The 24,358-nt window shown below is 58.1% G+C and carries 22 protein-coding genes; 1 reads left to right on the plus strand and 21 read right to left on the minus strand.

The annotated features are described in order from the left end of the window. From ACO6VX_RS06655 to ACO6VX_RS06730, 16 genes are all read right to left on the minus strand, one after another. A partial coding sequence (locus tag ACO6VX_RS06655; protein WP_422457980.1) for a type VI secretion system Vgr family protein occupies positions 1-592 on the minus strand: 592 nt, incomplete at its 3' end. Positions 593-608: 16 nt separating this feature from the next. Next, positions 609-2,114: a serine/threonine protein kinase gene (locus tag ACO6VX_RS06660; protein WP_060680004.1), complete on the minus strand. Its 1,506-nt coding sequence runs from the start codon at positions 2,112-2,114 to the stop codon at positions 609-611. A gap of 27 nt (positions 2,115-2,141) precedes the next feature. Further along, positions 2,142-4,751, minus strand: a complete 2,610-nt coding sequence (tssH, locus tag ACO6VX_RS06665) for a type VI secretion system ATPase TssH (protein WP_236351801.1) — start codon at positions 4,749-4,751, stop codon at positions 2,142-2,144. Positions 4,752-4,805: 54 nt separating this feature from the next. After that, a complete protein-coding gene (tssG, locus tag ACO6VX_RS06670; protein WP_033757372.1) occupies positions 4,806-5,852 on the minus strand; it encodes a type VI secretion system baseplate subunit TssG in 1,047 nt (348 codons plus the stop codon). Continuing rightward, positions 5,849-7,720: a type VI secretion system baseplate subunit TssF gene (gene tssF, locus ACO6VX_RS06675; RefSeq protein ID WP_010669908.1), complete on the minus strand. Its 1,872-nt coding sequence runs from the start codon at positions 7,718-7,720 to the stop codon at positions 5,849-5,851. Before tssF ends, tssG begins: the two co-directional genes overlap by 4 nt. Before the next feature lie 2 nt (positions 7,721-7,722). Further along, positions 7,723-8,298 (minus strand): type VI secretion system baseplate subunit TssE, encoded by a 576-nt coding sequence (gene tssE / locus ACO6VX_RS06680; protein ID WP_010246069.1) that lies wholly within the window; start codon positions 8,296-8,298, stop codon positions 7,723-7,725. Continuing rightward, positions 8,288-9,115, minus strand: a complete 828-nt coding sequence (locus ACO6VX_RS06685; RefSeq protein WP_033767006.1) for a type VI secretion system accessory protein TagJ — start codon at positions 9,113-9,115, stop codon at positions 8,288-8,290. The genes tssE and ACO6VX_RS06685 overlap by 11 nt, the downstream gene beginning before the upstream one ends. A 16-nt stretch (positions 9,116-9,131) precedes the next feature. Next, positions 9,132-10,106: a hypothetical protein gene (locus tag ACO6VX_RS06690; RefSeq protein WP_192072609.1), complete on the minus strand. Its 975-nt coding sequence runs from the start codon at positions 10,104-10,106 to the stop codon at positions 9,132-9,134. A 10-nt stretch (positions 10,107-10,116) separates the two neighbouring features. Continuing rightward, complete coding sequence (locus tag ACO6VX_RS06695) at positions 10,117-10,908, minus strand: PP2C family protein-serine/threonine phosphatase (protein WP_010246078.1); 792 nt, start codon at positions 10,906-10,908, stop codon at positions 10,117-10,119. Next, positions 10,905-12,776 carry a type VI secretion system-associated FHA domain protein TagH gene (tagH, locus tag ACO6VX_RS06700; protein ID WP_236351802.1) on the minus strand — a complete coding sequence of 624 codons (1,872 nt, stop codon included), beginning with the start codon at positions 12,774-12,776 and terminating at the stop codon, positions 10,905-10,907. The genes ACO6VX_RS06695 and tagH overlap by 4 nt, the downstream gene beginning before the upstream one ends. A gap of 391 nt (positions 12,777-13,167) precedes the next feature. Further along, positions 13,168-13,548, minus strand: a complete 381-nt coding sequence (locus tag ACO6VX_RS06705) for a lysozyme inhibitor LprI family protein (protein ID WP_236351803.1) — start codon at positions 13,546-13,548, stop codon at positions 13,168-13,170. 41 nt (positions 13,549-13,589) lie between these two features. Next, complete coding sequence (locus ACO6VX_RS06710; RefSeq protein ID WP_236351804.1) at positions 13,590-13,988, minus strand: lysozyme inhibitor LprI family protein; 399 nt, start codon at positions 13,986-13,988, stop codon at positions 13,590-13,592. Positions 13,989-14,067: 79 nt separating this feature from the next. Further along, positions 14,068-14,442, minus strand: a complete 375-nt coding sequence (locus ACO6VX_RS06715; RefSeq protein ID WP_022625815.1) for a hypothetical protein — start codon at positions 14,440-14,442, stop codon at positions 14,068-14,070. 149 nt (positions 14,443-14,591) lie between these two features. Beyond that, positions 14,592-14,951, minus strand: a complete 360-nt coding sequence (locus ACO6VX_RS06720) for a T6SS amidase immunity protein Tai4 family protein (RefSeq protein WP_010246094.1) — start codon at positions 14,949-14,951, stop codon at positions 14,592-14,594. Continuing rightward, positions 14,948-15,439 carry a type VI secretion system amidase effector protein Tae4 gene (locus tag ACO6VX_RS06725; RefSeq protein ID WP_010246097.1) on the minus strand — a complete coding sequence of 164 codons (492 nt, stop codon included), beginning with the start codon at positions 15,437-15,439 and terminating at the stop codon, positions 14,948-14,950. Before ACO6VX_RS06725 ends, ACO6VX_RS06720 begins: the two co-directional genes overlap by 4 nt. A gap of 49 nt (positions 15,440-15,488) precedes the next feature. Next, positions 15,489-15,971 carry an Hcp family type VI secretion system effector gene (locus tag ACO6VX_RS06730; RefSeq protein ID WP_010246100.1) on the minus strand — a complete coding sequence of 161 codons (483 nt, stop codon included), beginning with the start codon at positions 15,969-15,971 and terminating at the stop codon, positions 15,489-15,491. Positions 15,972-16,293: 322 nt separating this feature from the next. Here ACO6VX_RS06730 and ACO6VX_RS06735 point away from each other — a divergent pair, with 322 nt between their 5' ends. After that, a complete protein-coding gene (locus tag ACO6VX_RS06735; RefSeq protein WP_033786069.1) occupies positions 16,294-16,512 on the plus strand; it encodes a hypothetical protein in 219 nt (72 codons plus the stop codon). A 341-nt stretch (positions 16,513-16,853) separates the two neighbouring features. Here the strand turns inward: ACO6VX_RS06735 and tssC are convergent, their stop codons facing one another. The 5 genes from tssC to tssM all read right to left on the minus strand — a co-directional run bounded on the left by tssC (position 16,854) and on the right by tssM (position 24,355). After that, a complete protein-coding gene (tssC, locus tag ACO6VX_RS06740; protein WP_010246111.1) occupies positions 16,854-18,353 on the minus strand; it encodes a type VI secretion system contractile sheath large subunit in 1,500 nt (499 codons plus the stop codon). Then, positions 18,350-18,883: a type VI secretion system contractile sheath small subunit gene (tssB, locus tag ACO6VX_RS06745; protein WP_010246114.1), complete on the minus strand. Its 534-nt coding sequence runs from the start codon at positions 18,881-18,883 to the stop codon at positions 18,350-18,352. The genes tssC and tssB overlap by 4 nt, the downstream gene beginning before the upstream one ends. 81 nt (positions 18,884-18,964) lie before the next feature. Continuing rightward, positions 18,965-19,978: a type VI secretion system protein TssA gene (tssA, locus tag ACO6VX_RS06750; protein ID WP_031292999.1), complete on the minus strand. Its 1,014-nt coding sequence runs from the start codon at positions 19,976-19,978 to the stop codon at positions 18,965-18,967. 16 nt (positions 19,979-19,994) lie between these two features. After that, a complete protein-coding gene (tagF, locus tag ACO6VX_RS06755) occupies positions 19,995-20,711 on the minus strand; it encodes a type VI secretion system-associated protein TagF (protein ID WP_010246121.1) in 717 nt (238 codons plus the stop codon). 14 nt (positions 20,712-20,725) lie between these two features. After that, on the minus strand, positions 20,726-24,355 hold the full coding sequence (gene tssM, locus ACO6VX_RS06760; protein ID WP_187507264.1) for a type VI secretion system membrane subunit TssM: 3,630 nt from the start codon (positions 24,353-24,355) through the stop codon (positions 20,726-20,728). Between the last annotated feature and the right edge of the window lie 3 nt (positions 24,356-24,358).

Raw genomic sequence — 24,358 nt, forward strand, 5'->3', positions numbered from 1 at the left:
CAATGGTCTCATAGCCCGGAAACGCCTGATGCTGGTCCGGCGCGTCGCACAGCACCAGCGTATGTTTGTCCGCCTCGTGGCGGAAGAAGTAGTAAATCCCCTCCAGCTCCATCAGGCGGCTGATAAACTCCAGGCTGCTCTCCTGATACTGCACGCAGTACTCCCACACCCGGTAGCTGCCCGCCAGGCGCGTCTCCACACTGACCCCGTACTCTTTCAGCAGCGTCTGCACAATCTGCGGCACCGTCTGGCTCTGGAAGATGCGCAGGTTGCGGTCGCGCTTCATCGGCCACAGGTCCGGCTCGACCGTCAGCTCATAGACCGCGTAGCGGGTGCCGCTCAGCTCCTGGCTGCGCACCGCCACCCGGGTGATTTTGCCGTTAAGGTAGCGCGGGCTCAGCGCGTTCATCAGCCCGTCGGTCGGCAGCGTAAACGTCACCGGCTTCCCCAGCAGGGCGTGGCGGTCGATGCGCGCGTCGGTGGCCAGCAGTTCAGCGGTGAGCACAAACGGACGGGACAGCGTCTCGGTGCCCTTAAGCGTATGGAACAGCAGGCCGTCCGCCGGCAGCTGTGCAGTAATGCGTGAGAACATAAGTAATCCCTGACTATTAACTGTGTGGATCGAGCAACCAGACACCTTCTTCACTGATGTTCAGCGTTTGTTCTCGGGTGCCACTCTGGCCGCTGATGGCAAAGGTGTAGTTGCCCGGTGCCAGTTGCAGCGTGGCGAAGCCATTCACCGCCGGCACCAGCGCCTGCGGCTGACCGTTCACCTGAACGCGTTCACCCTGCTGCAGACGGATGTAGACCTGGGCGACCGGCGCGGGCGGTGGTGCCGGTTGTGGATCGGGTTCACGTGCGGCGGTCTGCGCGGGCTCAGACGTCTGAGCCGGAGTGCTGGCAACGGTATCCGGCGGGGCCTCAGTCTGAGTCGGAGGCGCGGCAACCGGCTGGTTAACCGGCGCGACAGCGGCGGAAGGTGCGCTGTTCTGCGCCATCTCATCCGGCGGTGACTGCTCGTTGCCGCGTGACATCAGCAGACCGGCGCCCAGGCCGACCAGCACGCCAGCGGCAACCAGGCCCGGCAGTGCAAAGCGGTGTCCCAGCAGCGTTTTCAGTTTCGAGGCGGGTTTGATCACCTCCTCTTCTTCTTCAATCGGCACCAGCATGGTGCCCGGCCCGCTGATTTTTGCGCTAAGCAGCGGTTCCGGTTCACGTTCCGGTAGCGCCATCAGCGCAGCAAAATCATCAATGCTCTGCGGACGATCTTCCGGTTTCAGCGCCAGCGCACGATCGACGGCGCTGAGTAGTGCCGTCGAGTAGCCCGCAATACGACGCTGCACCAGCGGCTGGTAGTTATCTTCGATGCTGCGCACCACGCTGACCGGCGGTGGCGCACCGGTGATCAGGGTATGCAGCACCGCGCCCAGCGCGTAAATATCGGTCCACGCGCCCTGCTCGCTCTCGTCGTTGTCGCTGTACTGCTCAATCGGCGCATAGCCGGGACGCAGCATGGTCTCGCTCTCATCCGACAGATTGCCGATAGTTTTACGCGCCGACCCGAAGTCCAGCAGGATCGGCTCGCCGCTGCTCTGGATCTGAATGTTATCCAGTGAGATATCGCGGTGCAGATAGCCCGCTTCATGGATGGTTTTGATCGCGCCCAGCAGCGGTGGCAACATGCGACGGATCCAGGCCTCATTTACCGACTGCGGATTTCGTTCGCTGAAGTTCGAGAGCGTGGTGCCGCTGTAGAACACCGTACCCATATAGGCGGTGTCGTTCTGCACCCAGAAACGCAGCACGTGCAGCAGGTTCGGATGGTTAAAGCGTGCCAGCAGACGCGCCTCCTGAATAAAGCTGTTCAGTCCGGCGTGAAAGGTTTTGCTGAACCGTTCGCTGCGCAGCACCAGATTCAGATCATCGCTACGGACCGCCAGTGAGGCGGGCATAAACTCTTTGATGGCGATATCACGTTCCAGCTGGTGATCCCAGGCGCGATAGACGATGCCAAAGCCGCCACCGCCGATGACCTCTTTGATTTCAAACTCATTGAAGCGGTAACCCAGCGGCAGGGCGTTGGGGACATTCAGGGGTTGATCATGTTCCGACATATTCGATTACTCTCTGATAGCCAGGCTTTAAACCGCGAACTGGCAGACAAATTCACCCTGCTCACAACGCACATCGACGCGGCGATAGCGTTCATCACGGGCGTGGGCGCTCAGCAGGATCTGGCTCATCTGTGGCAACAGCGTGTTGGTGAGGATGGCATCCACCATGCGACCGCCCGACTCTACCTCGGTGCAGCGCTGAACGATCTGGCTCACCACCGACTCGTCGATCTGCGCTTCAATGCCGTGGTTATCAGCCAGACGACGCACAATGCGCGCCAGCTGCAGCCGCACAATCTCCGCCAGCATCGCGTCGCTGAGCGGGTAATACGGCACCACCAGCAGACGGCCCAGCAGCGCAGGCGGGAACACCTCCAGCAGCGGCTTACGCAGCGCGGTGCTCAGGGCATCGGGATCGGGCATCAGTTCAGGATCGGCACACATCGCGCTGATTAACTGCGTGCCGACATTGGAGGTCAGAATGATGATGGTGTTGCGGAAATCGATGTGCCGGCCTTCGCCATCCTCCATCCAGCCTTTATCAAACACCTGGAAGAAGAGTTCATGCACATCCGGATGGGCTTTCTCAATCTCATCCAGCAGCACCACACTGTAAGGGCGACGGCGAACGGCTTCGGTCAGCACGCCGCCTTCGCCGTAGCCGACGTAGCCCGGCGGTGCGCCTTTCAGCGTCGAGACGGTGTGCGCCTCCTGAAACTCACTCATGTTGATGGTGATGATGTTCTGCTCGCCGCCGTACAGCGACTCGGCCAGCGCCAGCGCGGTCTCGGTTTTACCGACACCGGAAGGCCCGCACAGCATAAACACGCCCACCGGCTTGTTGGGATTATCAAGGCGCGCGCGCGAGGTGCGTACCCGTCTGGCGATCAGATCCAGACCGTGACGCTGGCCGATGACCCGCTGGTTCAGGGTGTCGGCCAGATTCAGCACCGCGTCGATCTCATTCTTCACCATTCTGCCCAGCGGAATGCCGGTCCAGTCCGACACCACGGCAGCCACCACGCCCGCATCGACGGCGGCAAACAGCAGCGGCGTGTCGCCCTGCAGCGCAGTAAGCTGCTGCTGCGTCGCATCACGCTGTTCACGCAGCGCCGCATCCTCTTCTGTCACACAGCGGGCGCGCAATGCAATCAGCGTCTCGACCAGTTCGCGCTCCTGCAACCAGCGCTGTTGCAGCGCATCCCGCTCGGCTTCCAGCGCAGTGCGCTGCGCTGCAATCGCCTGCTGGCGGGTGGCGTCGCCCAGGCCCACCCGGATTTCACGTTCGATGATCTCCGCTTCAATCTCCAGCGCCGCCAGACGGTGAAGACAATCTTCAAGCGCCGCGGGCTGCGCACCCTGGCTGACCGCTACGCGGGCGCAGGCGGTATCCAGCAGCGCCACCGCTTTGTCAGGCAGCTGGCGCGCCGGAATGTAGCGATGCGACAGTTTCACCGCCGCACTGACCGCATCATCCAGCAGCAGCACCCGATGATGTTTCTCCAGCGCGCTGACGGTGCTGCGCAGCATCAGAGTCGCTCTGGCTTCATCCGGCTCCTGCACCTGCACGGTCTGGAAACGACGGGTCAGCGCCGGATCTTTCTCGATGTACTTTTTGTATTCGGCCCAGGTGGTCGCGCCGATAGTGCGCAGCTGTCCACGTGCCAGCGCCGGTTTCAGCAGGTTGGCGGCATCACCGGTGCCCTGCTGACCGCCTGCCCCGATCAGGGTGTGGATCTCATCAACAAACAGCACAATCGGCGTCGGGCTGGACTGCACCTCATTGATCAGCGCCTGCAGTCGCGCTTCAAACTCCCCTTTCATGCCGGCACCCGCCTGCAGCATGCCGATGTCCAGCAGCCAGAGCTGCACATCGCGCAGCGGCGCAGGCACATCGCCCGCCGCGATACGCAGTGCAAGGCCTTCGACCACCGCGGTTTTCCCGACGCCCGCTTCACCGGTCAGCAGCGGGTTGTTCTGGCGGCGACGCATCAGGATATCGATCATCTGGCGGATTTCGTCGTCACGTCCGGTAACCGGATCGATAAGGCCTTCACGGGCGCGCGCCGTCAGGTCCTGCGCATATTGTGCCAGCGTGCTGCCACTGGCGGCGGGCGGTGCGCCGCCAGCATCCGCCGGTGCGCTCAGCGCCTGCTGCGCTTCTTTGCTGTTACTGAGCAGCGTGTCGAATTCCGCCAGCAGCGCATCGGCGTTGACGCGGCTGAACTGACCGGAGATGCCTTTCAGCACGCTGGCCAGGTTGAAGGTTTTCAGCATGCCGATAAGCAGATGGCCGCCGCGAATGCGGGTCGCGCCATATTTCAGCGAGGCGTAAACCCACGCCCGTTCAACGGCGCTGTCGATATGCTCGGAGAGGTCGGAGACCGCACTGGCACCGCGTGGCAGGCGATCCAGCGCGGCAACGATGTCCTGAGTCAGGGCCTTTTCATCCAGTGAAAAATGTGTGATGACCTGCTGTAAGTCGCCATCCTGCTGCTGCATCAGCTGATGCAGCCAGTGCACCAGCTCAACATAGGGATTGCCGCGCAGTTTGCAAAAGGCGGTGGCGCTTTCCAGCGAGGTAAATAACAGCGTATCCAGTTTGCCGAATAGCACGGCACGGCTGATTTCTGACATAGGGGGCTCTCTTCAATGAAAGACGCAGGCTGTGTAACAGGAAAAGCGGCTGGGCTAGCGCGAAGCAGCCTCAACCTCAAACATAAAATCTTCACGATCTTGCGGCTGCGGCGCATGCCCCAGCCAGCTGGTATAGCCGAGTCGGGCAGTGCCACCCAGCGTCACACCCTGTACCTCGTCAGCGGCCAGGATCAGGCTGAGATCCCACTGCATTTCGATGCCGAGGTAGTGACGCACCCAGTCGCGTACTTCACGCGCGCCGGGGGCATCGGGCAGAAAACGGGCATATTGCGCGGCGCTGAGCGGTCCCAGGTGCAGGCGAAAACGGTGCTGCACGTCGCGCACCGCCACGCCGAGAAACGCAGAAGCGCCCAGCCGGGGCATATGGCGTCCCGCGCCCAGTCGGGCCTGATCGCGGCTGTCCAGCGTCAGCCAGTGCGGCAGGTTCTGCGTCAGCCTGACCGGCACACCAAAGTAGTGGCGCAGAATGCGCACCAGCCCTTCGGCATCGTGGCCGTGGCGGCTGAGATGGCCCACCAGCATCAGCCGGGCATGGAGGCTGAGCGAGCTGGCCTGCTGCTGGGCCGGTAAACCGATTCCCGCCAGGCAGGCGAGATAGTTCAGAAAGCGACTGTCGTCGGGGCGATCCAGCGACACGGTCGGCTGCGCATCGGCCCAGGCACGATAAAAAAGCAGCGTGGCGCGATGGTGAAACAGGTCAGCAAACGCCGACAGGCTGTGATCCTGATGATGCACGATACGTTCATGCACATATTCGGTCAGATGGGTCGGCAGCGGGCCGTTGGGGCCAAACAGCCCGAAGCTGTAGATGGAGAGCTCATGACGTCCCGCCTCGTCACGCGGCGTGGCGCTGGCGACGGTGGCGGGCGCAAACGCCAGTGACGGTGTCTGACCGATACGCACCGATTCGAACTTCGGCAGCGGCGCACGGCCCAGCGGATAGCGCTGACCGCCCTGCGCATCCAGCCGCCGCAGCAGCTGGAACAGATCGTAACGCCACGGCGCGGCCATCACCCGCTGCCAGAAATCATCCGGCAGACGGGTGAGCCGGGGCAGCGAAATCACTTTTTCGCCACTCATATCAGCGCTTTCCGGCCCATGCGCGGCGGCCAGTAGCCCACTTCTCCGCGCTGCTGGCTGTTCAGGGTGAACTCCGTGAAACTGTTGAGCGCCACAAGGCGGCCACAGACCCGCTCCAGCACGCTGCCGAACAGCCACGGGCTGGCCCCCGAAAACGCCTGCTCATCCACTTCCAGCGTGATGCTGACGCCGCGCGCAAACACCACCGGACCCGGCTCCGGCACGCGGCGGTTGACCGCGCTGAGCGTACAGTGGCGGATGCCGTCAATCTGACGTGCGACCGGCGCTTCCGCCAGGTTGGCGTAGAGGCTCAGCAGCTGGCGCAGCGCCGCCGCGCCTTCTCCGTCGCTGCTGTCCATCAGGCTGAGGTAGTTCATCTGCAGATGGCTGATCAGCCGCCACGCGGAAAGTCCCTCGGCCAGCGCCGGACGCGGAGGCGTCGGCCCTTTGCACAGCTTCAGCTCCGATACCGGAATGGAGTCCGGCATCACGAAGTTGCCCTGATCCTGCTGCAGCATCAGCGGCAGATCGCGGCTGGTACACATCACGTCAGCGGAGAGATAGCGCACCTCGTCGTGCCACGGCGCGTGATGCTCATCCACCAGCGACAGAAAGACTTCTGAACCGATATAGCCCGTGCGCGTGCCGTAGCGCTGCGCCTGCTCGGACAGCGTGCGCTGTTCGCGGCGCAGTGAAAAATAGGCACCGTAATCGCCCTGGTCACCGCTGAAGGTGCTCCAGAACGGACGGAAAACCTGCTCTTCCCGCTTGCCCTCTACCGTAGCGAACAGTCGCTGTACCGAGTGCACCTCATAATCCAGCGGACGGATGTTATCTACCACCAGGTGATATTCATGCTGGCTGTCGCTGACCTTCAGGCGCTCGGCGGTTTTCGGAAACAGATTGATGACAGGCGTGCAGTGCAGCGCCAGATGGCTGTGATCGACCACGCTTTCCAGCGCGCTGTCCGCTTTATCGAGCAGAATGATGATGTCGAACGCCATGGCGTTGTCGCAGCGGCGCAGAAACGGGGCCAGCTGGCTCAGACTGATAAACTGGAAGCGCGCCGGAAAGGCGAAATACTCCTGCAACAGACGATAGCCGTCGAAGTTGCGCAGATCGTCCGGCAGCAGCGCCTGCTCCGGCGCAAAGCCCTGCTGCTGTAACGCGTCGTCTGTCAGCACCTGACGCTGCGGACGCTTCTCAACCGACTGCAGCACGATGCCCACCCGGTGCTGCATCAGCAGCTCCAGTAGTTTCAGTGCCTGGATATCCGGGCCGCTGAGAAACAGCATCAGATCGTCCACGCTGAGCTGGCTAAGCGAGGAGATCCCTTCGCAGCTGATGCGGATACGCAGCGCACTGACCGCGCCCAGACCGCCGAGTTTCAGCTCGCCAGATGGCAGATCGCCGGGCACGCCGCCGAGACTGGCTTCACTGATGCGCAGCGGATGCAGTACCACATCGTGTGCGGTGGTGTAGCTGCAGGTCACGCCGGTTTTTTTCAGGTTCTGGCTCTCCATCATGGTGCCGCGCGGCACACGAAAGCCCTGGGTGATGTCGCCTTTGCGGCTGTCCGGCGTCAGCTGGGCGATCGCCATTGACGGCGTTGGCGAGAGATAGGATGGCGCAATCATCTCCAGCAGACGCTGCGAGAAACGCGGAAACTCCGCATCCATCTTCAGCTGCACGCGCGACGTCAGGAAGGCAAAACCTTCCATCAGCCGCTCGACATAAGGGTCCGCCACGTCAATGCCGCGCATGCCAAGACGTCCTGCCACTTTAGGGTAGCGCGCAGCGAACTCGGCCCCCATCTCACGCAGGTAGGCCAGTTCACGGTTGTAATAGTCGAGCAGATTGCTGTCCATGATTACCCTGCATCCTGTAGTTCGAAATGGCCGCTCTCCAGATCAACCTGAGTGCGGAACAGAAACGCCAGCGGATAAGGCACGCACCAGAGCCGCCCTTTGATCTCAATCGACAGCACGTTGTGCAGGCTGAGCGAGCCGAGATCGCTGACGCAGCGCACCTGTAAACCCTGCGGCAGGATGCGCGGCTCGAAGTGCAGAATGGCGTTGGTCATTTTGCGCTGCATATCCTGCCATTCGATATCGGAGACGTTCTGCCCGGCCAGCGGTGCCACACCGAAGTTCCAGACAGAGCGCTGCACCTGATCAAAGCCGCTGAGATCCTGCTGCGCTTCATTGTTGATGGTGTTGAACAGCCACTGCAGATCGCGCAGTACGTGGCGGCGCAGCGTGCTGTGAGTGATCAGCATGCTGTTGTCCGCTTCCTGCTGTTTATCCGGCGCGTTGTCGGTCAGGCGATCCAGCAGCGAGGATTGCAGCTTGTCGCGGGCGGTTAACGCATCACGTTTTTTACGCGCGCGAAAGCCGCCATGCAGCTGGGCATAGCCGTCGTTTTGCGCGCCTGAATCATGGCTCATCGGCGGACTCAACGCTGTCAAACGCGACCTGCTGCAGGCTCAGCAGCGAAAATTCCGCGCTGTCGCTGAGCCACATTTTCTGCCCCTGACCGATGAACTGGTCCGGATCGTCGCCCAGTGGCTGCCATTCGGTGACGCTGGCGCGCAGAAAACGTTCGTCAGATGCCGCCAGCAGTGGATAGCGCGCCGGGATCTGGCACACCTGCTCACTGCCATCAACCAGCTGCACACGCGTGTGACGCCACACCAGATCGGTGACGCTGGCGGGTGCCTGAAACTGCATCTCACGAATGGCGGCAAACGGGATCCAGTAATAGCGGCCCTGACTGATAACTTCACACACTGGCCCGAAACGGCTGTCGCCATCCATCAGCCAGCTGAATGCGGTGGGCTGATCCTGCTGCGTCGCGGTGCCGGGGTTGGCCGCCGCGAGCTCAAGCGCTTCAGCCCGCAGCGTGCTGCCGCGCGCGACATCACCCGCCGTTTCGGCCTGTAAGGCGGCCAGCAGCGTGTTGCACCAGTGCCAGGCGCTGCCCGGCAGCACCGGGTCGGCCTGGCCACGCAGCACCGCGTCACGCTGCAGCTCACCGGCGATCGCCTGTTGCAGCAGATTAACTGTCGGTTGCGCCTGCGGGCTTAACGCCAGCCAGGATTGCAGCTGCGTCTGCGCGCGCGCCCAGTTGCCTGAAAGACAGAGCAGCTGCACAAAGGCGGCCCGCAGGTCAGCATTCGCCGGATTTGCCTGAATCTGGCGGGTCACGTCAGCGAGCGTCTCGCCGAGAGTGGCGCTGGCCAGGCGGTGTTGTAAGGATTCCATGCAAACTCCTTTTGCGTCAGTTAAGGGTGCGGTAGACCGCAGCGGCGGGATCTTTCAGTTCAGGATGCAGTTTTTCCACCAGCTGCACGCTCAGCGCGGCATCGCCGCTGATCCACGGCGACCAGACTTTACGGACTTCCTGCAGACGCGCCTGCAGCGCACTCTGATCGGCCGCTTCGCTGACGGGCATCTGCACTACCACCTGACGCGTTGCCTGCCAGCCGTTAAAGCGGTTGCTGAACGGCAGAATCAGCCAGCTATCCGGGGATTTTTCATTGCTCAGCACCATGCGTTCACTGTTGACCGTGGTGATGTGCAGTTCGGCTGTGGGCGACTGATTGCTCAACCCCATCACCGGAAAACCCTGCAGGAAGGTCACGCCGACTGCCGCAGGAGCGCCGTTACCCTGTTGCGTCAGGCGGCTGTGTCCGCTTAGCCAGCCATCCGAACCACAGATCAGCCCCTGATTTGCCGGAACAAACAGCGCGCTGCCCTGTGCCGGGTGCTGCCACCAGGTGCGGAAATGGCAGCCGTCCAGCAGACTGAATTGCAGCCACGGCGACGTGTCGGCCTGAGCGGCGTTGCGTAGTGCGTCTGCGGGGACCGCTGTAGCCGTCGGCTGGACCGGCTGCGGCGCGGGCGGCGTCACCACGGTTTTCCACTGCTGCGCACGGGCGGCGCTGCCAGTAGCGATTTCACTCCCCTGCGCATCGGTCAGTTGCCAGTGCAACTGTTGCAGCGGTTTACACTGCGACGCCATCAGTCCGGCAACGCGCGGCAGAAAATCTTTCAGCACAGCGGCGTTTTTTTCGCCCAGCGTGACGATGCGCAGGTTAATGGTGCTGTTACACCAGCTCGACAGCTGATTGTTTTTTACGTCATCAATCCAGACATCCAGTTTCTGTGCCGGGGACTGTACGATGCGATAGTTTTCAGCATAAGCCTGCGTGCTGAGCAGCAGCGCAGCCAGACCCAGTAATCCATATTTCATGTTGGCGTTCTCAATCTCGCAGAGGGAAGAACTGCGCCGCTTCAGAGAGCGAGTGCAGCAAGGTGGTGTCCTGAGGTGATCCAATCCAGACGGCCAGCGCGCTGAAATTATCCTGCTGCCCCTGATCCGGCTGATCGTTCCTGATGATTTGCTGCATCAGCGTCAGCCACTCTTCCGGCGTATTCACCATGTGCAGCGACTGCTGCATCTGTTCCAGCGTCACGCCGTGCCAGAAACCATCGGTGCAGAGTAAAAAGGCGTCGCCATCTTCAATCCCGACCACCTCGCTGTAGCTGGCGTCGCGCTGCTCATCGCCCATCCCCAGCGCAAAATAGAGCAGATTGCTGTTGATGCCTTCGGTGCGATGTCCGGCATCTTTCATCTGCTGCACCAGGCTGTGGTCGGTGGTCACGAGATAGAGATAGCCGCGACGGAACAGATAGAGGCGGCTGTCGCCTGCATGGGCCCAGCAGGCCAGATGGTAGTCGCGGTCAATGAACAGGCTGACCAGCGTAGTGCCCATCCGGCTGTGTTCGCTGCTGGCTTTCTGCTGCTGACGGATGGCGTGATTCGCCTGATTGACGTAGTTACGAATCGACTGCGCATTGAGATGCGCATCGCCATCAAACGACTGCAGCAGGCTGCTGCGGGCAATCGATGCCGCGATGTCCCCGCCGGGAAACCCGGCCACACCGTCGCAGACCACAAAGCAGGCCGAGCGCTTACCGATGACATCACCGATCTGATCCTGGTTACTGGCGCGATCGCCCTGATTCGACGTCGAGGCAATAGTGATATTCATGCGTCATCCGTGTGGGTTTGTGAGTCTTTGTACTGATTAACTTCCAGGTCATAGGCGTGCAGGAACGCTTCGCCGAACAGGGTGTGGAAATCGTCTTCGATCTCGCCCGCCGTCTCGCCGTAGCGCTCAACAAAATGCTCCCAGAGCGCCGCTTTACGGCTGCCCGGCAGGCCGATACGTGACACCGATCCCGCCTGACGCGCTTCCTCCTCCAGCTGCTCCGGGTTAAAGGATTGCAGCATTGAGGCGATGATGGCGCGGATACCGGCGATCATGCCCAGCTGGTGCGCCTGCAGATCGATCAGCGCATCACGCACAGCCTGACGCGGCGGCATAAAGCCCGGCATCCGGCTGCCAAACATCTGCATTAAGACGGTTTTGCCCGAAGGCAGTAGCTTGAAGGGATTGTTGGCGTCGTCGAGGATCACCGTCATGTCAGCCTTCACACCGCGCTTGAGGATCGAACGCGATGAGAGCAGCGCCACCGTGCCCTGCGAAAACATGCTCAGCATCTGCCCGAATTGCAGCATTTGCTCACGGTCAAATTGCGGCGTCGGCTGCAGGTCGCGCAGACCCATTCCCTCCAGCAACGCATCCAGTAGTTCGCCTTTGAGGGCATCACCGCTGCTTTCGCTGGGTGTCGTCGGGTGCGCAGCGGCGGCATGATGGCGACCGGAAGCAACGGGATCGATGCGCAACCGCCCTTTCGGCGTCGGGGATGGCGTACGCTGTACCGCCTGCGGCGTGGGCAGCGTAATTCCGCCGTAATCGATCTGTGGATTTACCGCGTCAGACTGGCCGGGCAGTTCCTCGTCAATCAGCGGTGTCTGCTGCTGTGCCTCCGGGTGAGGCTGGCTGTGAGTCTCATGCTGTGATTCGTCGAAGCTGAACAGCGGTGAGTGATCGGTGTCGGTCAGGCTGGCGGGATCCTGCTCCGATGGACGTGCGGCCATCGGCTCATTTTTTGCCACCGGTTGAGGTGGCACATGCAACGTGGCCGGTTTCGGCGTCGTCAGCTCCGGCTGCGCCAGCGGCACCGCGTTGCCCATCATCAGACCCAGCGGATCATCATGGTTGCGCGCATCCGTGCTGCTCTCGCCGTCAAACAGGCTCAGCGGATCAAGTTCAGCGGCAGGCGTTTCAGCCTGCGGTGGCGCCGTGTTTTGCTGAGCAGACAGCGTGCTTGGCGTCCGGTCGTCAAAAATACTCTGCTGCCCGAACAGCGCATCGCCTTCATCAAACAGGCTGCTGTTTTTTGGCTGCTGACCATAATCCAGCGGCGCATCGTTAATCAGCTGAGCCAGCGGATCTTCCGGATTTCGATCAGGACGAGCGGGCGCAGTCAGCGGATGGGCCTCAGGCATCTCTGGTGCAGCTTTGCGTTTAGAGAGATCGTCCGAAATCGAAAACTCCTTCGCCAGGCTGTCCCAGATTTCGCTGGGAATGGCGGCGGTGGTGCTGGCTTTTTCCGCTGCCGGTTCGCGAACGGGTGCTACGGGCTGCACCGGCTCAGGACGCGGAACAGCTCTTTCACTCTGCGGTTGCTGCGCACTGTTGAGATCGCTGACCAGCAATTGGTAATCATCGATGCCCAGTATGTCTCCATCCTGCAGCTCAACCTGACGTCCGCGTTCCAGCGGAATATCGTTGAGTAACACGCGCGTCACATTGCCACGGTTGGTCAGGCGACATTCGCCATTTGCCGTGATGTGCACAATCGCCTGCAGGCGGGAGAGTGTGCGATCGTCATCCGGCAGCACCAGATTATTATCCACACCACGACCAATGGTGCCGCCGGGCGGAAAGAAATCACAATGAGTCTGCGGCGGCTGTTGGCCGGGTTTAGTCGTTATTATCGTAAAGCGCATAACTGATTCCTGCGGTTAGCGGTTCGGCATCTATACCGCGCACCTCTCAAGGAAAGGCGCGGGGTATAGAGAGCGGGGGGATTTAATTTTGGGAGTTGTTTTTTAAATACTCTGCCACTGGATTAATTCAATCCTTTAAACAGAGAAAAATTATATTTATTTAAGAAGATGAAGCTGCGTTAACGGCTTATCTTTAATTAACATACAGGGTAAAAATTAAAATAGTTGCAAAGATGATTGCATTACAATCACCAGAAACCACTCTGCTGAAATATCATTTATACAGAATTATTTACCGGTATTGAAAAAACGGGATTACAGCGTAATGCAGAGAGTGATATTCATAGAGAATGTCGTGCCCAGCCTGTAAACCCTAAGCACGACGACATAATCAGTAAGGCAGTTGCTTCAGAATAGCAGTACGTTCTTTGTCGATGCGGATAACACAGAGGTTGGTGGCAACCGCATTCGCATTGCTGCCTTCTTCAGCGGCAAAAGCTTCCAGCTTGCACTGACCATCACGATACTTCAGCCAGTTACGCTGGGTATCCACCAGCGTGGTGACATAGTCATCAGCCAGTTTTTTCTGCGTTCCGTACATCTGTACAATGCGTTTTTTAGCCGTCTGGTATTCTTTGTTGAGGTCATCTTCCGCCAGCTTCTTCTGCTGAACAGTACACTGAAATAGCGCACCGTCTGAAGGCTGTTTTGCACAGGTATCTTCAGCGAGCGCTGAAGCGCTGATGCCAAGAGACACAGTGATTAAAGCCAATTTATGCAGTCTCTTCATATTTTTCTCAGCAGTCTGCACCATCAATGATAAGGAATTAACTTAAGTTTTTTAATTCTTTGCTCGTTAAGTTCAGAAGTACACATATTAATATTAGCGTTACTTAAATCACTTCCCTTATCTGCAGCATAAGAAGCCAGTTTACAATCATTCTCTCTATACTTCAGCCAGGCTCGTTGAGCTTCAGTCAACGCATCCATATACTGGCTTAACTCTTTGTTGTCACCTTTAAAAAGCGTTTCAACTCTGGTCTTAGCCAGCTTATATTCTTTGTTTAAATCAAGCTCAGTTTCGTTCCTGTTTTTCTGGGTGCAGGTATAAACTTCCTGGTCATTATTGCCGTTTGAACAATCACTGATTGCATAGACGGGGGAAACATAAAAAACTGTGACGCACAGCAACAAAGAAAAATAAGTTCTCATTAAAAATCTCACATGTAATAACACACCTATGTCTGAGAACAAGTGCAGACTCAATATGCAGTAATTTTTATAAACGATGTTATTTAATCACCCCAAGATCCCGAGCAATAACTTTACTTTTAAAGGTTACGATATAATCCCAGAGGCCGTTGCCCTTCTGGCTTGGATAAAAAGAATAATCATACTGTCCGTTGGTAAAGCGATAACCCCGGAAGTCGCAGACGTCAGGACAATTTGAATTTATCGTTTCACCTTTAAGAAATATCGATGAATTGTCTTTTACTCTGGTTGACTTAAGCGAAACATCATCACAGGTGACGTTACCTTCATCACAATCATATTCAATATCCGCTTTGAATATTTTTCCTTCAAAGTGTGAAACTGACTTCGCCAAAACAAATGAAGGTGAAACTAAAAGCACTATCATAATCAAATGACTTACTTTCTTCATCATGTGGCAAGTTCCGTATAAGAGTAATTTACATTATACTGCTCAACTTCAGGTTTAATTATCGGCTTCATTTAACTAAACATATTCTCTTTTGAAAATTCGCTGCTGATGTTTAGCGCTGCATCAACTTTTAATTCCCCTAAAAATAAACGCTATTTCTTATACTTATTGTAGAGCGCCTCGGCATCCTGACTTTGGGAAAGCAACGTGCATTTCATCATATTGAAGTTTCCTGTGACCGAGCCAGTCAGGTTCATCTTCAGATAGGCATTGATTAACTTATCGCCTTCGCTGAAAGCTTCAACAGGGAGATGGCTTACCTCTAACCAGGCTGATGCGCTTTTAAAGGCATCATCGGTAAAAGCCTTGTCAGTGGCAGCTTTACCTGCACAACGGTTCAGAAGCCAGTTGCTGAAAATCTGCGGTTGCCTGAATGAGTCAGGCGCCGGTGGCGATATCGCCAGCGCGGCTGGAGATAACGTCAGGGCAAATAACATCAGGAATTTTTTCATTTTAGTATCCACAGGGAGGCAACATCAGGAACAAAACTACCATTTTCTGCGCCACCCAGGAAGTGACAGGTATCAGAACAGATGTTGCCATTCCAGAGTGTCACGTGTCCGCGGGCATTGCTCCAGCCACTGCCCTGAAAAACAATAATTCCCTGTTTACCGTTAAATGAACCGGGTTTTGGTGACGTCACGTTCAGGTCTGGCTGACCGAAGGCGCCGACTAAAAAGTCCATCATATCGTTGACGCGAAACATATAACGCTTTTTGTCTTTTCCCGTCACGGTTGCATAACGACTGTTGGCGGGTATGGGAACACCAGTGTAATTAAGGACATAGCTCATTCTGATGGGACAGGCATTCTCGAAAATTCCGGAGGAGATATTCGCTTCTACTTTACCACCCAATATTTCCCCAACCTTCTCAACGGGAACATTAACTTCTGAGAAGCGGTTCCAGGCGGCCGAAAATTGAGGTCTTAAATGTACCATCGCAAAACTCCTTTATAGCCTCCCCCTGAGGGGAGGCTGCTGACCAGAATTACGCTTCTTTGTTGCCTTTGATGTCCCAGCCGGCGCTGCTCTCTGCGCCTTTGCCGCCGGAAGAGCTCTGCTCCCAGTACTGCTGCTTCACTTTAGAAGCCTGGAAGGAGTAGGTCATTCCCAGGGTATCGCCGTTGTCGGAACCATTGTAATTTACAGCGGTAACCAGAACATCTTCCAGGGTAATGCGTGCATACTCAACCTGAGAGCCACCCGCTTTACAGATAGAGAGTTCGACTTTAGCGAGATGTTTACCGCTTGCGCAGTTCTTCAGCAACGCCGTGGTCGATTTGTCGATCAGTGCATTAACGTGCAGGTCGTTGAAGTTAACCTTACCCGCACCGCCGCCGCCGCCAACAGACATGTTGCCTGGCTGAGAAGCACCCCATGAGAAAGAGGTGATATCAGTCCAGCCAGTGTGGTTTGAGTCTTTAGACTCGCCGGTGACTCCGTCAACCTTCATAAACATATCAATAGCCATTATCTTTCACTCTTTATTGGTTAAGATTATTGCTTTCAAAAAAGCAAGGATATGGCAAAAAGAAAAGCATGGGGCTGAATAAAACAGTCCATATTTTACCTTTGCCTTGCTTCTGAAATATCGTTATAAACCATATTCCAGACGTCGTATTGCCGGTTATTTAACCGGACAAAAATCGGTATGCATTTTCATGGCGAGAACAACAGCAGATAATCTGATGCCCTGCCATAGACCTCATGCCCAGGCGGTCATTTCATAGACAGCATCCTGGCAGATCGTTTATAGTAAGCAGGCGCTTATAAAGTTCACAGAAGGAATGAATATGAAAAAGATCATCTCACTTTTCCTGATAGTCGTGTTGTCGCTGCTTTCTCTTTACGTCATCGCTGATATTATTGGTTCGATATATCTGGTTGCTCGCTATGAAGAATTTACTCTCTCTTCTTCCGGTCTCATTGCCGGTAAAATTCTCTTTACCGCTGTCTGCCTGGCCTTTGTTTTTATTTTAATTAAAATAGCGCGCAGAAAGCCGGTTAATTAATTTGCTTCAACTTTTCTGCTACGGCATAAAGCGATATTGACGCCATCCATAGAAACATTAACCAGAACTGCGTTAACAATCTTTCCTCGCACTACAATACTCCAGTGAGAAAAGCTAAGAACCTGCACAGGTTATTAAAATAAGAGAAGAAATAAATACCAGAAGATAATGCAGCAGGTGCAGAGCTGACTTTTTAAGCATCCTGTCATCCTCTCTGACATTTATCTCAGCAACCTTTCTGTCAGCCATCAGGCGCAAAAACCTTTCGCGCCTCATAAACCTGTAATTCAGAGGATGAATGATGCCCGGTTATCCCAGGCATCACGCCTCCCTTTCAACCCTTACGCATTATCATTTTTCAGCGACGGCAGCTTAGAGACCAGACGCAGAGAAACCGTCAGCCCTTCCAGCTGGTAGTGCGGACGCAGGAAGAATTTCGCGGAGTAATAGCCAGGATTATCCTCCTGCTCTTCCACATTCACCTCGGCAGCCGCCAGCGGCTTGCGAGACTTGGTTTCCTGCGAGGAGTTAGCCGGATCGCCATCGACATAGTTCATCACCCAGTCGTTCAGCCAGCGTTCCATTTCATCACGCTCACGGAAGGAGCCGATCTTGTCGCGCACGATGCATTTCAGGTAGTGCGCGAAACGGCAGCAGGCGAACAGGTACGGAAGACGCGCGGCCAGACGGGCATTGGCGGTGGCATCGGCGTCGTGATACTCCATCGGCTTCTGCAGTGACTGCGCACCAATAAAGGCAGCGAAGTCAGAGTTTTTACGATGCACCAGCGGCATAAAGCCATTTTTCGCCAGTTCGGCTTCACGACGATCGCTGATGGCGATTTCGGTCGGGCACTTCATATCCACGCCGCCGTCATCGCTCGGGAAGGTGTGGCACGGCAGATTTTCCACTGCCCCGCCCGACTCCACGCCACGGATTGCGGTGCACCAGCCATACTCTTTGAAGGAGCGGTTGATGTTGGCGGCCATCGCGTAAGCCGCATTGCTCCACGTATAGTTGCCATGATCGGAACCATCGGTCTGCTCTTCAAAGTCAAAGCTGTCGACCGGGTTGGTACGGATGCCGTAGGGCAGACGCGCCAGGAAGCGCGGCATCACCAGGCCCAGATAGCGTGCATCTTCCGACTCACGCAGGCTGCGCCAGGCAGCATATTCGGTGTTCTGGAAGATTTTGGTGAGATCGCGTGGATTCGCCAGCTCCTGCCAGGACTCCATCTGCATCACTTCGGGCGCGGTGCCGGTGATAAACGGACAGTGCGCGGCTGAGCCGATACGCGCCATCTCACCCAGCAGCTCAACATCCTGCGGGCTGTGGTCGAAGTAGTAGTCGCCCACCAGGCAGCCAAACGGCTCGCCGCCGAACTGACCATACTCCTGCTCATAAATCTTCTTGAACAGCGGACTCTGATCCCAGCCGGCACCCTTGTAACGCTTCAGAGTACGACCCAGCTCCTGCTTGGAGATGCTCATAAAGCGGATTTTGAGCATCTCGTCAGTTTCAGTGTTGTTCACCAGATAGCTCAGGCCGCGCCAGGCGCTCTCCAGCGACTGAAACTCCGGATGGTGAATAATCTGGTTCACCTGCTGCGACAGCTTTTCGTCGATCTCCGCGATCAGCGCCTGAATGGTGCGATAGGCATCGCTGGAGACGGTAACGGTGTTCTCCAGCGCCTGCTGCGCCAGGGTTTTCACCGCGCTTTCGACCGCAGCACGTGCCTGATCGCTTTTTGGCCGGAACTCTTTATTCAGCAGCGCACTGAACTCATCCTGACTAAAACTGGCTGCGCCCTGCGACTGCGGTTGTTGTGAAGTCTGCGTCATGCCTGCGGCTCCTTACCTTCAGTGGCCTCATCCTGCTTTGGCAGATGGGTCAGGGCCTGCAGCAGCGTAGGATCCTGCAGCACCTTACCAATCAGCTCTTCTGCCCCATTTTTGCCATCCATATAGGTCAGCAGGTTAGCCAGCTGGGTACGCGCTTCCAGCAGTTTGCTCAGCGGCTCCACGTTGCGGGCCACCGCGTCCGGCGAAAAGTCATCCATGCTGTCAAAGGTCAGATCGATGTTCAGCTTGCCTTCGCCATTCAAAGTATTGTCTACCTGGAACGCGGCGCGCGGCTTCAGTGCTTTCATGCGCTCATCGAAGTTGTCGATGTCGATTTCCATGAATTTACGGTCATCAATGCCTGGCTGTGGCTCCAGCGGTTTACCCACCAGATCCGCCAGCACGCCCATTACAAACGGGAGCTGGATTTTGCGTTCCGCGCCATAAATTTCCACGTCATATTCAATCTGAACGCGAGGCGCGCGATTGCGGGCAATGAACTTCTGCCCACTGGATTTGCTTGTTGCCATGGTTTTCTCCATACATGATGCGCGGATAAAGTGTCACAGCAGGCGCGCAGGTCCCGCTGAGTGTGTGTGCGTCACGCCTGCTTAATCGCGACGTCCGAAAATGGTTTCCAGCTGATGTACGCCGTCGGGTGCCAGTTCGCGGATGATCTCCAGAAAGTCGCGCTCGATTAAGCGCTGTACACGGTCGATCATCAGCGGGGCCGGATGACTCGGCTCATGCTGGGTGAAGTAGAGCTTCACTTTCTCCAGCATCAGCTGCGCGTCGGCGCGGGAACTGATCTGCACCGTGCGCCAGTCAGCGGCAGCGCGCGGGCTGGCCGGTGCAGGCGATGCCGCGGTTTCTGCGGGCTGTTCCACGGCGGCTGTGGGGATCAGCGCATTCAGATCGGTGGCCTGGCAACGTTCAGCGATCAGCGCAATCTGTCTGCGCAGCTGTGTGAGTTCCGGCACCGCGGCTTCCCCCAGCCGTTCGGTCACGGTTTCGCAGATGGTCTGCAGCCGCTCATGAATTTGCAGCACCGCCTCAATACCAGGCTGGTCGCCGCGCGCCAGTTCGTCGATCAGACGCGGCAGGCCGCCAGGATAGTCCGCGACTTCGGTTTTACTGCCGTCGCACAGGGCGGCCGCATCGCGCAGCGTGATGCCGTCAGAGGGATAGCGCAGCAGCCAGCACTGACGTACCGCGCCGCTCAGATCAGTTTTGTCACCCAGCAACGCCAGCGCATTAATGCGGTAGAAGGGATCCTGCTCGCCGAACTCCTCCAGCCGGGGCCACAGCGGCTCCCAGTAGAGCAACAACGCCTGTTCAATCAGCTTCAGGCCCTGGGCATAGCCCGGCAGCCCTTTCAGTTCGGTCCAGGCGTGGGTCAGCGCCAGCATTACCCGCAAATCTTTGCTGCGCGCCAGCAGCGCTATCGCCAGCTTCTCGACTCTGTTCCAGTCGGCCGGTTCTGCCGGAATGATGGTATTACCGAACTGCTGCTCCGCTTTACCGGCGCTGGCCTGCTCCATCGCCTGAAAATCGGCGTGGTACTCCAGGTTATCGCCGCCGGGATTGTCCTCGCTGACCGGAGCCAGCAGAGCCTCTGTATTCATCGTCATGCGTGTCGCCTCAGGATTCAAACATCGGGGGATAAAGTCCGTTTCGTCCCGGCTTTGCCCCACCGGCCGGATCAAACAGCAATGAAAAGAGCTGGGCGGTAAAATTACCGCTGTGAACCTGGGTATAAAGCGGGAAACCGTCGCTTTGATTGGTCCACCAGAAACTGGTGTAGAACTGCGGGTCGAAGTTCTCGCCCGGCAGTGTCCAGTTCAGTGTCGAAGGGGTATCGCCATGCCCGATGACGTTGAGAATGTCTGACGTCTCGTCCGACTCCTGCGGCGGCTGCGGCTGAGGAATGCTGATCAGCGCCTGATCCAGCTGCTCCGGTGACCCGCCGCCCTGCACCACCCGCAACAGCGTATTGCCGACCTGCTGATACCACTCGCCGGAGCGCGCCAGCAGGGCTGGCGACCACTCGGCGGGCGTGAAGTGGCGCAGTGCGCAGAGTGGGTAGTTACGGCCCACGCTGTCACGCGCGGCAATCAGGCAGCCCATCTGAATCAGCTGACTGCCCAGCATCGGCGGCACCACAAAATTCCAGACCGGCGCGTTGAGGAACGGGCGCGACGGGGCGTTATCACTCTCCTGACTGCTCTGCCAGTGATGCAGGCCCACCTGAAACCAGCTGGACCATTGGCGATAGAGCACGTCCGGGAAGCGGCGCTTCACAAAGTCACCCGCGCTGGGCACTTTGCCGTACCAGCAGGGTGCAGCGTAATGAGTCATTGTCGGGTCCTGTTTCAGGGGCAGCTAAAGCCGGGAAGCTGGAACGGGTTACGAATGCTGCCAGGGGTGAACGACAGCGTGACCTGATGACCGTCCACGCTGAAACTCGCTTCGCGGGTCAGACCGCCTGCCGCTGTCAGCCGGGCGCGGTCAAAGAAGCGATTGAGCGCCCAGGGACCGCTGGTGACCAGCGTGGAGGTGGTGCCGTTGGTCAGACCCAGCTGCATCCGCACCTGGCTGGTGCCGCCGGGGCCGGGCCAGCTGACCATCTGCACCGCCTGCGGTCCGTGGCTGTAGCGTAAAATCTGCCCATCCACATCCAGCGTCAGGTTAAGGATGTCGTTATCCATTTTTACCGTGCGCAGCGTGACGCGGAAGCCGGGCGTGGTCGCACCGTTGGCAAAGAAGGCATCGCGGATTGACTGCGCCTGCTGGAAAGGCCGCAGCAGGGCTTCGCCTCCCGGCAGGGTTTTACCGTCAATGCCCGGCGTAAAGCGCCACGCCGCGTTGGTGGTGTCGACTTTGCTGGCCAGGTTGTCGCGGAAGAAGCTGTCCATCATGCCGCTGCCGGGTGCGAACATCCGCGCCAGATCGTCTGGTGTGACCTCACTGCGCGCAGAGCGAACCAGCGGATAACGACCGGCGATCGCCTGGCGGCAGAAACTGCCCACTTCCATGGTGATGCGCTTGCGGACGTTATCCATATCGCGGCGCTGTGCGTCGCTGCTGGCACCCACCGCCATGCTGGAAACCATGTTCTGCAATGAACCCGGCAGACGGCCGGCACTGGCCTGCAGACGACTGATGGCATCGCTGGCCGGTGGCGGCATCCCGCTGTTCGCCGCATCCTGCACGGCGGTGAGGTAGCGATAGAGATCGTCAATCTGATGCAGGAAGTCATCCACCGCCAGCACCTTACTGCCCTGCTGCAGCGGCTGGGCCAGCTCCAGAACCGGCGCAAAGTGCAGCGCGACGGCCTGCTCCGGGGATGCCTGGGTAGCGGCCTGTCCGCGCGCGGCACTGGCCTCGGGCGAGGTAAACAGCGCTTCAAGGGTGCGGGTGGCGCTGTTATCCGACGGCTTTGCTGCCTGCGCGGTTTTCTCATCTGGTTGCGCCCGGTTCAGCGTCAGCAGACCACCGAGGTTGATCACCAGCTGGCGCAGCGGCGAATGGTTGCCCGACAGCAAACGGGCGGTGTTGATGCGTTGCGACAGATCGGCGCTGCTGTTGAGCTGAATATCGCTGAGGAACTGCTCCCACTGGCGGATGTAGTCCTGCACGTAGAGCTGGCGCACCGCAAGATCCGTCTGCTCACTTTTCTGCTGCGGCGCCGCGCCGCCCAGCACCCAGAGATCGTCCTGATACAACGCCTGGGTCACCGGGGCAATCTGCTTATCCACGTGCTGCCAGTAGCCATCCGGCGTATAGAGACCCGCCACACCGTCATTGACCGATTTACCGCTTTTGCGGGAAAACACCAGCTCGCTCTGGGGACCACCCAGCGCCGCCAGCGTCACCGGCTGCAGGCTGTCATCGCGTTGCAGCAGGCGCTTCAGCCGTCCATAGACGCGCTGTGACAGCGGCATCTGATTAATCAGCGCCTGCTCGCGCTTTACCAGCGCTTCATCCTTCGCATACGGCGACGAGTGAATCTGCGTCTCCAGCAACTGTTGCAGGTGCCACGCCAGCTGTTTCACCTGCTGCTGAGTGACGTTCTGCGGCAGTTCGCGTGACAGGTTGAGCATCAGCCACGCCTGCAGGAATTTGCCATCATAGTGCTTTGGCTGATAGAGCATCTGATACGCCTTCAGCGCTTCATAGCTGTAGTCAGCATCACTGCCGTTGTCATTACGCAGCCAGCGGGTGATGTTCTGCGCCACCTGCGGTAACAGCAGCTGTTTCAGTGCCTTGTCGTAGAGCGCACGGGTGGCATCGCTGACCTCGGTGCCGCGATAAAGCCCCATGCGGCGCGTCAGCGGCGGTGCTTCCAGCGAGAAGTCGGCGCTCTCCGGCAGGTGCAACAGAGTGTTGAGATAAGGCACCAGCGCAAAGAGATCCCCATTGACCTGCTGCTGAAGCTGATCGCCCAGTTGTTCAACCTGCGGCGCTTTAGCGGCCATCTCCTGCAGATAGGCTTTGTTTTTACTGTAGCTGGTGAGCCACAGCGCCCCGGCCACCAGCAATACCAGCAGCAGCGCCAGATAACCCGACCAGAGTCCGGCGCGGTTGCGCAGCTCCCACCACCGGTTGCTGCCCGCCAGACCGGACTCCTGGAAAATCACATTTTCCAGCACCCCTTTCAGGAAGAAGCTCTGCCCTTTGTTCTGCGGGATGGGCGACTCTTTATCGACCTTATCCCAGCTTCCTGACTCGCCAGCCTGCTGCCCCGGCAGATTCAGTGCGCGGTTCAGCTCGCCCATCACCCGGTCAAACGGCAGTCCCTCCTGGGTGCCGCTGGCAAAGTAGATACCGCGCGGCGCGAACTGGGTTTCAAAATCGGAGCGGGCAAACAGCGTATCCAGCGCGTCTGCCAGCAACGGCCGCAGCGCCGCAAACTCCTGCGGGAAGAGATAGCTCTCTGCCCGCGCCTGCGCGTCGCTTTCCGTCAGCAGCCGATCGGCCAGTCCGGCATCCAGACGCTGTTGCAGCAGGGAATACTCCTGCTGGAACTGGTTATTAAGTTCGAAATCGGCGGCGGACGCTTTCGCCCAGGGAAAGGTGAATCCCCAGATTTGTTCACGCTGCGCTTTATCCAGCGAGGCAAAGTAGCTACGGAACCCTTTGAGCAAGTCCGCTTTGGTGACCAGCACATAGACCGGGAAACGGATGCCGAGGCGATCGTGCAACTCCATCAGCCGCTGACGCAGTGCCAGCGCCTGATTACGCAGCGCCTCGGGCGACTGCGACAGCAGGTCGGAAACGCTCAGCGTGACGATCACGCCGTTGATCGGCTGACGTCCGCGATATTTACGCAGCAGGTCGAGAAAATGATGCCATTCGCTGGCATCACGCTCCTGCTGACTCTCCTGGGTACTGTAGCGCCCGGCGGTATCGAGCAGCACCGCGTCATTGGTGAACCACCAGTCGCAGTTGCGGGTGCCGCCAATGCCGCGCAGCGCCGACTTGCCGAATTTATCTGCCAGCGGAAACTGCAGCCCCGAGTTGACCAGCGCGGTAGTTTTACCGGCACCGGGCGCGCCAATGATCATGTACCACGGCAGCTGATAGAGATACTGACGGCCAAAGCGCTGTGCCCAGAACGGCGTGCCCTTGCTGCTGTGGCGCTGGAAGTGCGCCTTTTTCAGCATGTCAGTGGCTTCGGAGAAACGCCCTGCCAGCACCTGCTCTTCACTGGTCAGGCGCTGACGATCGGCTTCCGGCGCATCGCTTTTGCCGGTTTCAAGGCTCGACATCAGCTTGCGATTGAGCCAGATGTTATAGAGCCGCGGAATCGCCTGGCCTAAGCCCCACACCAGATAGAGCAGCGCGATACTGATAATGCGGTTCTGCTCCGGCTCAAGCGGGCGCGAATCGACGATTGAGAACACCGGGCCAATCACCCAGATGATAAAAGAGAGCGCGGTAATGCCGACAAAGCCCCACGCGAGGCGGCTGGTCAGCACCGCAAACAGAATATTCAGCATGGA

The sequence above is a fragment of the Pantoea sp. BJFS-204 genome (assembly GCF_049310725.1).
In the GTDB taxonomy this organism is placed as follows: Bacteria; Pseudomonadota; Gammaproteobacteria; order Enterobacterales; family Enterobacteriaceae; genus Pantoea; species Pantoea agglomerans.

Excerpts from the sequence above, each read along its gene's own strand:
- tssH (WP_236351801.1), bottom strand. The coding sequence starts at position 4,751 with ATGTCAGAAATCAGCCGTGCCGTGCTATTCGGCAAACTGGATACGCTG.
- ACO6VX_RS06710 (WP_236351804.1), bottom strand. The coding sequence starts at position 13,988 with ATGAGAACTTATTTTTCTTTGTTGCTGTGCGTCACAGTTTTTTATGTT.
- tssM (WP_187507264.1), bottom strand. The coding sequence starts at position 24,355 with ATGCTGAATATTCTGTTTGCGGTGCTGACCAGCCGCCTCGCGTGGGGC.
- ACO6VX_RS06685 (WP_033767006.1), bottom strand. The coding sequence starts at position 9,115 with ATGGAATCCTTACAACACCGCCTGGCCAGCGCCACTCTCGGCGAGACG.
- tagH (WP_236351802.1), bottom strand. The coding sequence starts at position 12,776 with ATGCGCTTTACGATAATAACGACTAAACCCGGCCAACAGCCGCCGCAG.
- tssB (WP_010246114.1), bottom strand. The coding sequence starts at position 18,883 with ATGGCAACAAGCAAATCCAGTGGGCAGAAGTTCATTGCCCGCAATCGC.
- tssE (WP_010246069.1), bottom strand. The coding sequence starts at position 8,298 with ATGAGCCATGATTCAGGCGCGCAAAACGACGGCTATGCCCAGCTGCAT.
- ACO6VX_RS06695 (WP_010246078.1), bottom strand. The coding sequence starts at position 10,908 with ATGAATATCACTATTGCCTCGACGTCGAATCAGGGCGATCGCGCCAGT.
- ACO6VX_RS06660 (WP_060680004.1), bottom strand. The coding sequence starts at position 2,114 with ATGTCGGAACATGATCAACCCCTGAATGTCCCCAACGCCCTGCCGCTG.
- ACO6VX_RS06735 (WP_033786069.1), top strand. The coding sequence starts at position 16,294 with ATGAAAAAGATCATCTCACTTTTCCTGATAGTCGTGTTGTCGCTGCTT.
- ACO6VX_RS06720 (WP_010246094.1), bottom strand. The coding sequence starts at position 14,951 with ATGAAAAAATTCCTGATGTTATTTGCCCTGACGTTATCTCCAGCCGCG.
- tssA (WP_031292999.1), bottom strand. The coding sequence starts at position 19,978 with ATGAATACAGAGGCTCTGCTGGCTCCGGTCAGCGAGGACAATCCCGGC.
- ACO6VX_RS06725 (WP_010246097.1), bottom strand. The coding sequence starts at position 15,439 with ATGGTACATTTAAGACCTCAATTTTCGGCCGCCTGGAACCGCTTCTCA.
- tssC (WP_010246111.1), bottom strand. The coding sequence starts at position 18,353 with ATGACGCAGACTTCACAACAACCGCAGTCGCAGGGCGCAGCCAGTTTT.
- ACO6VX_RS06730 (WP_010246100.1), bottom strand. The coding sequence starts at position 15,971 with ATGGCTATTGATATGTTTATGAAGGTTGACGGAGTCACCGGCGAGTCT.
- ACO6VX_RS06690 (WP_192072609.1), bottom strand. The coding sequence starts at position 10,106 with ATGAAATATGGATTACTGGGTCTGGCTGCGCTGCTGCTCAGCACGCAG.
- tssG (WP_033757372.1), bottom strand. The coding sequence starts at position 5,852 with ATGAGTGGCGAAAAAGTGATTTCGCTGCCCCGGCTCACCCGTCTGCCG.
- tssF (WP_010669908.1), bottom strand. The coding sequence starts at position 7,720 with ATGGACAGCAATCTGCTCGACTATTACAACCGTGAACTGGCCTACCTG.
- ACO6VX_RS06715 (WP_022625815.1), bottom strand. The coding sequence starts at position 14,442 with ATGATGAAGAAAGTAAGTCATTTGATTATGATAGTGCTTTTAGTTTCA.
- tagF (WP_010246121.1), bottom strand. The coding sequence starts at position 20,711 with ATGACTCATTACGCTGCACCCTGCTGGTACGGCAAAGTGCCCAGCGCG.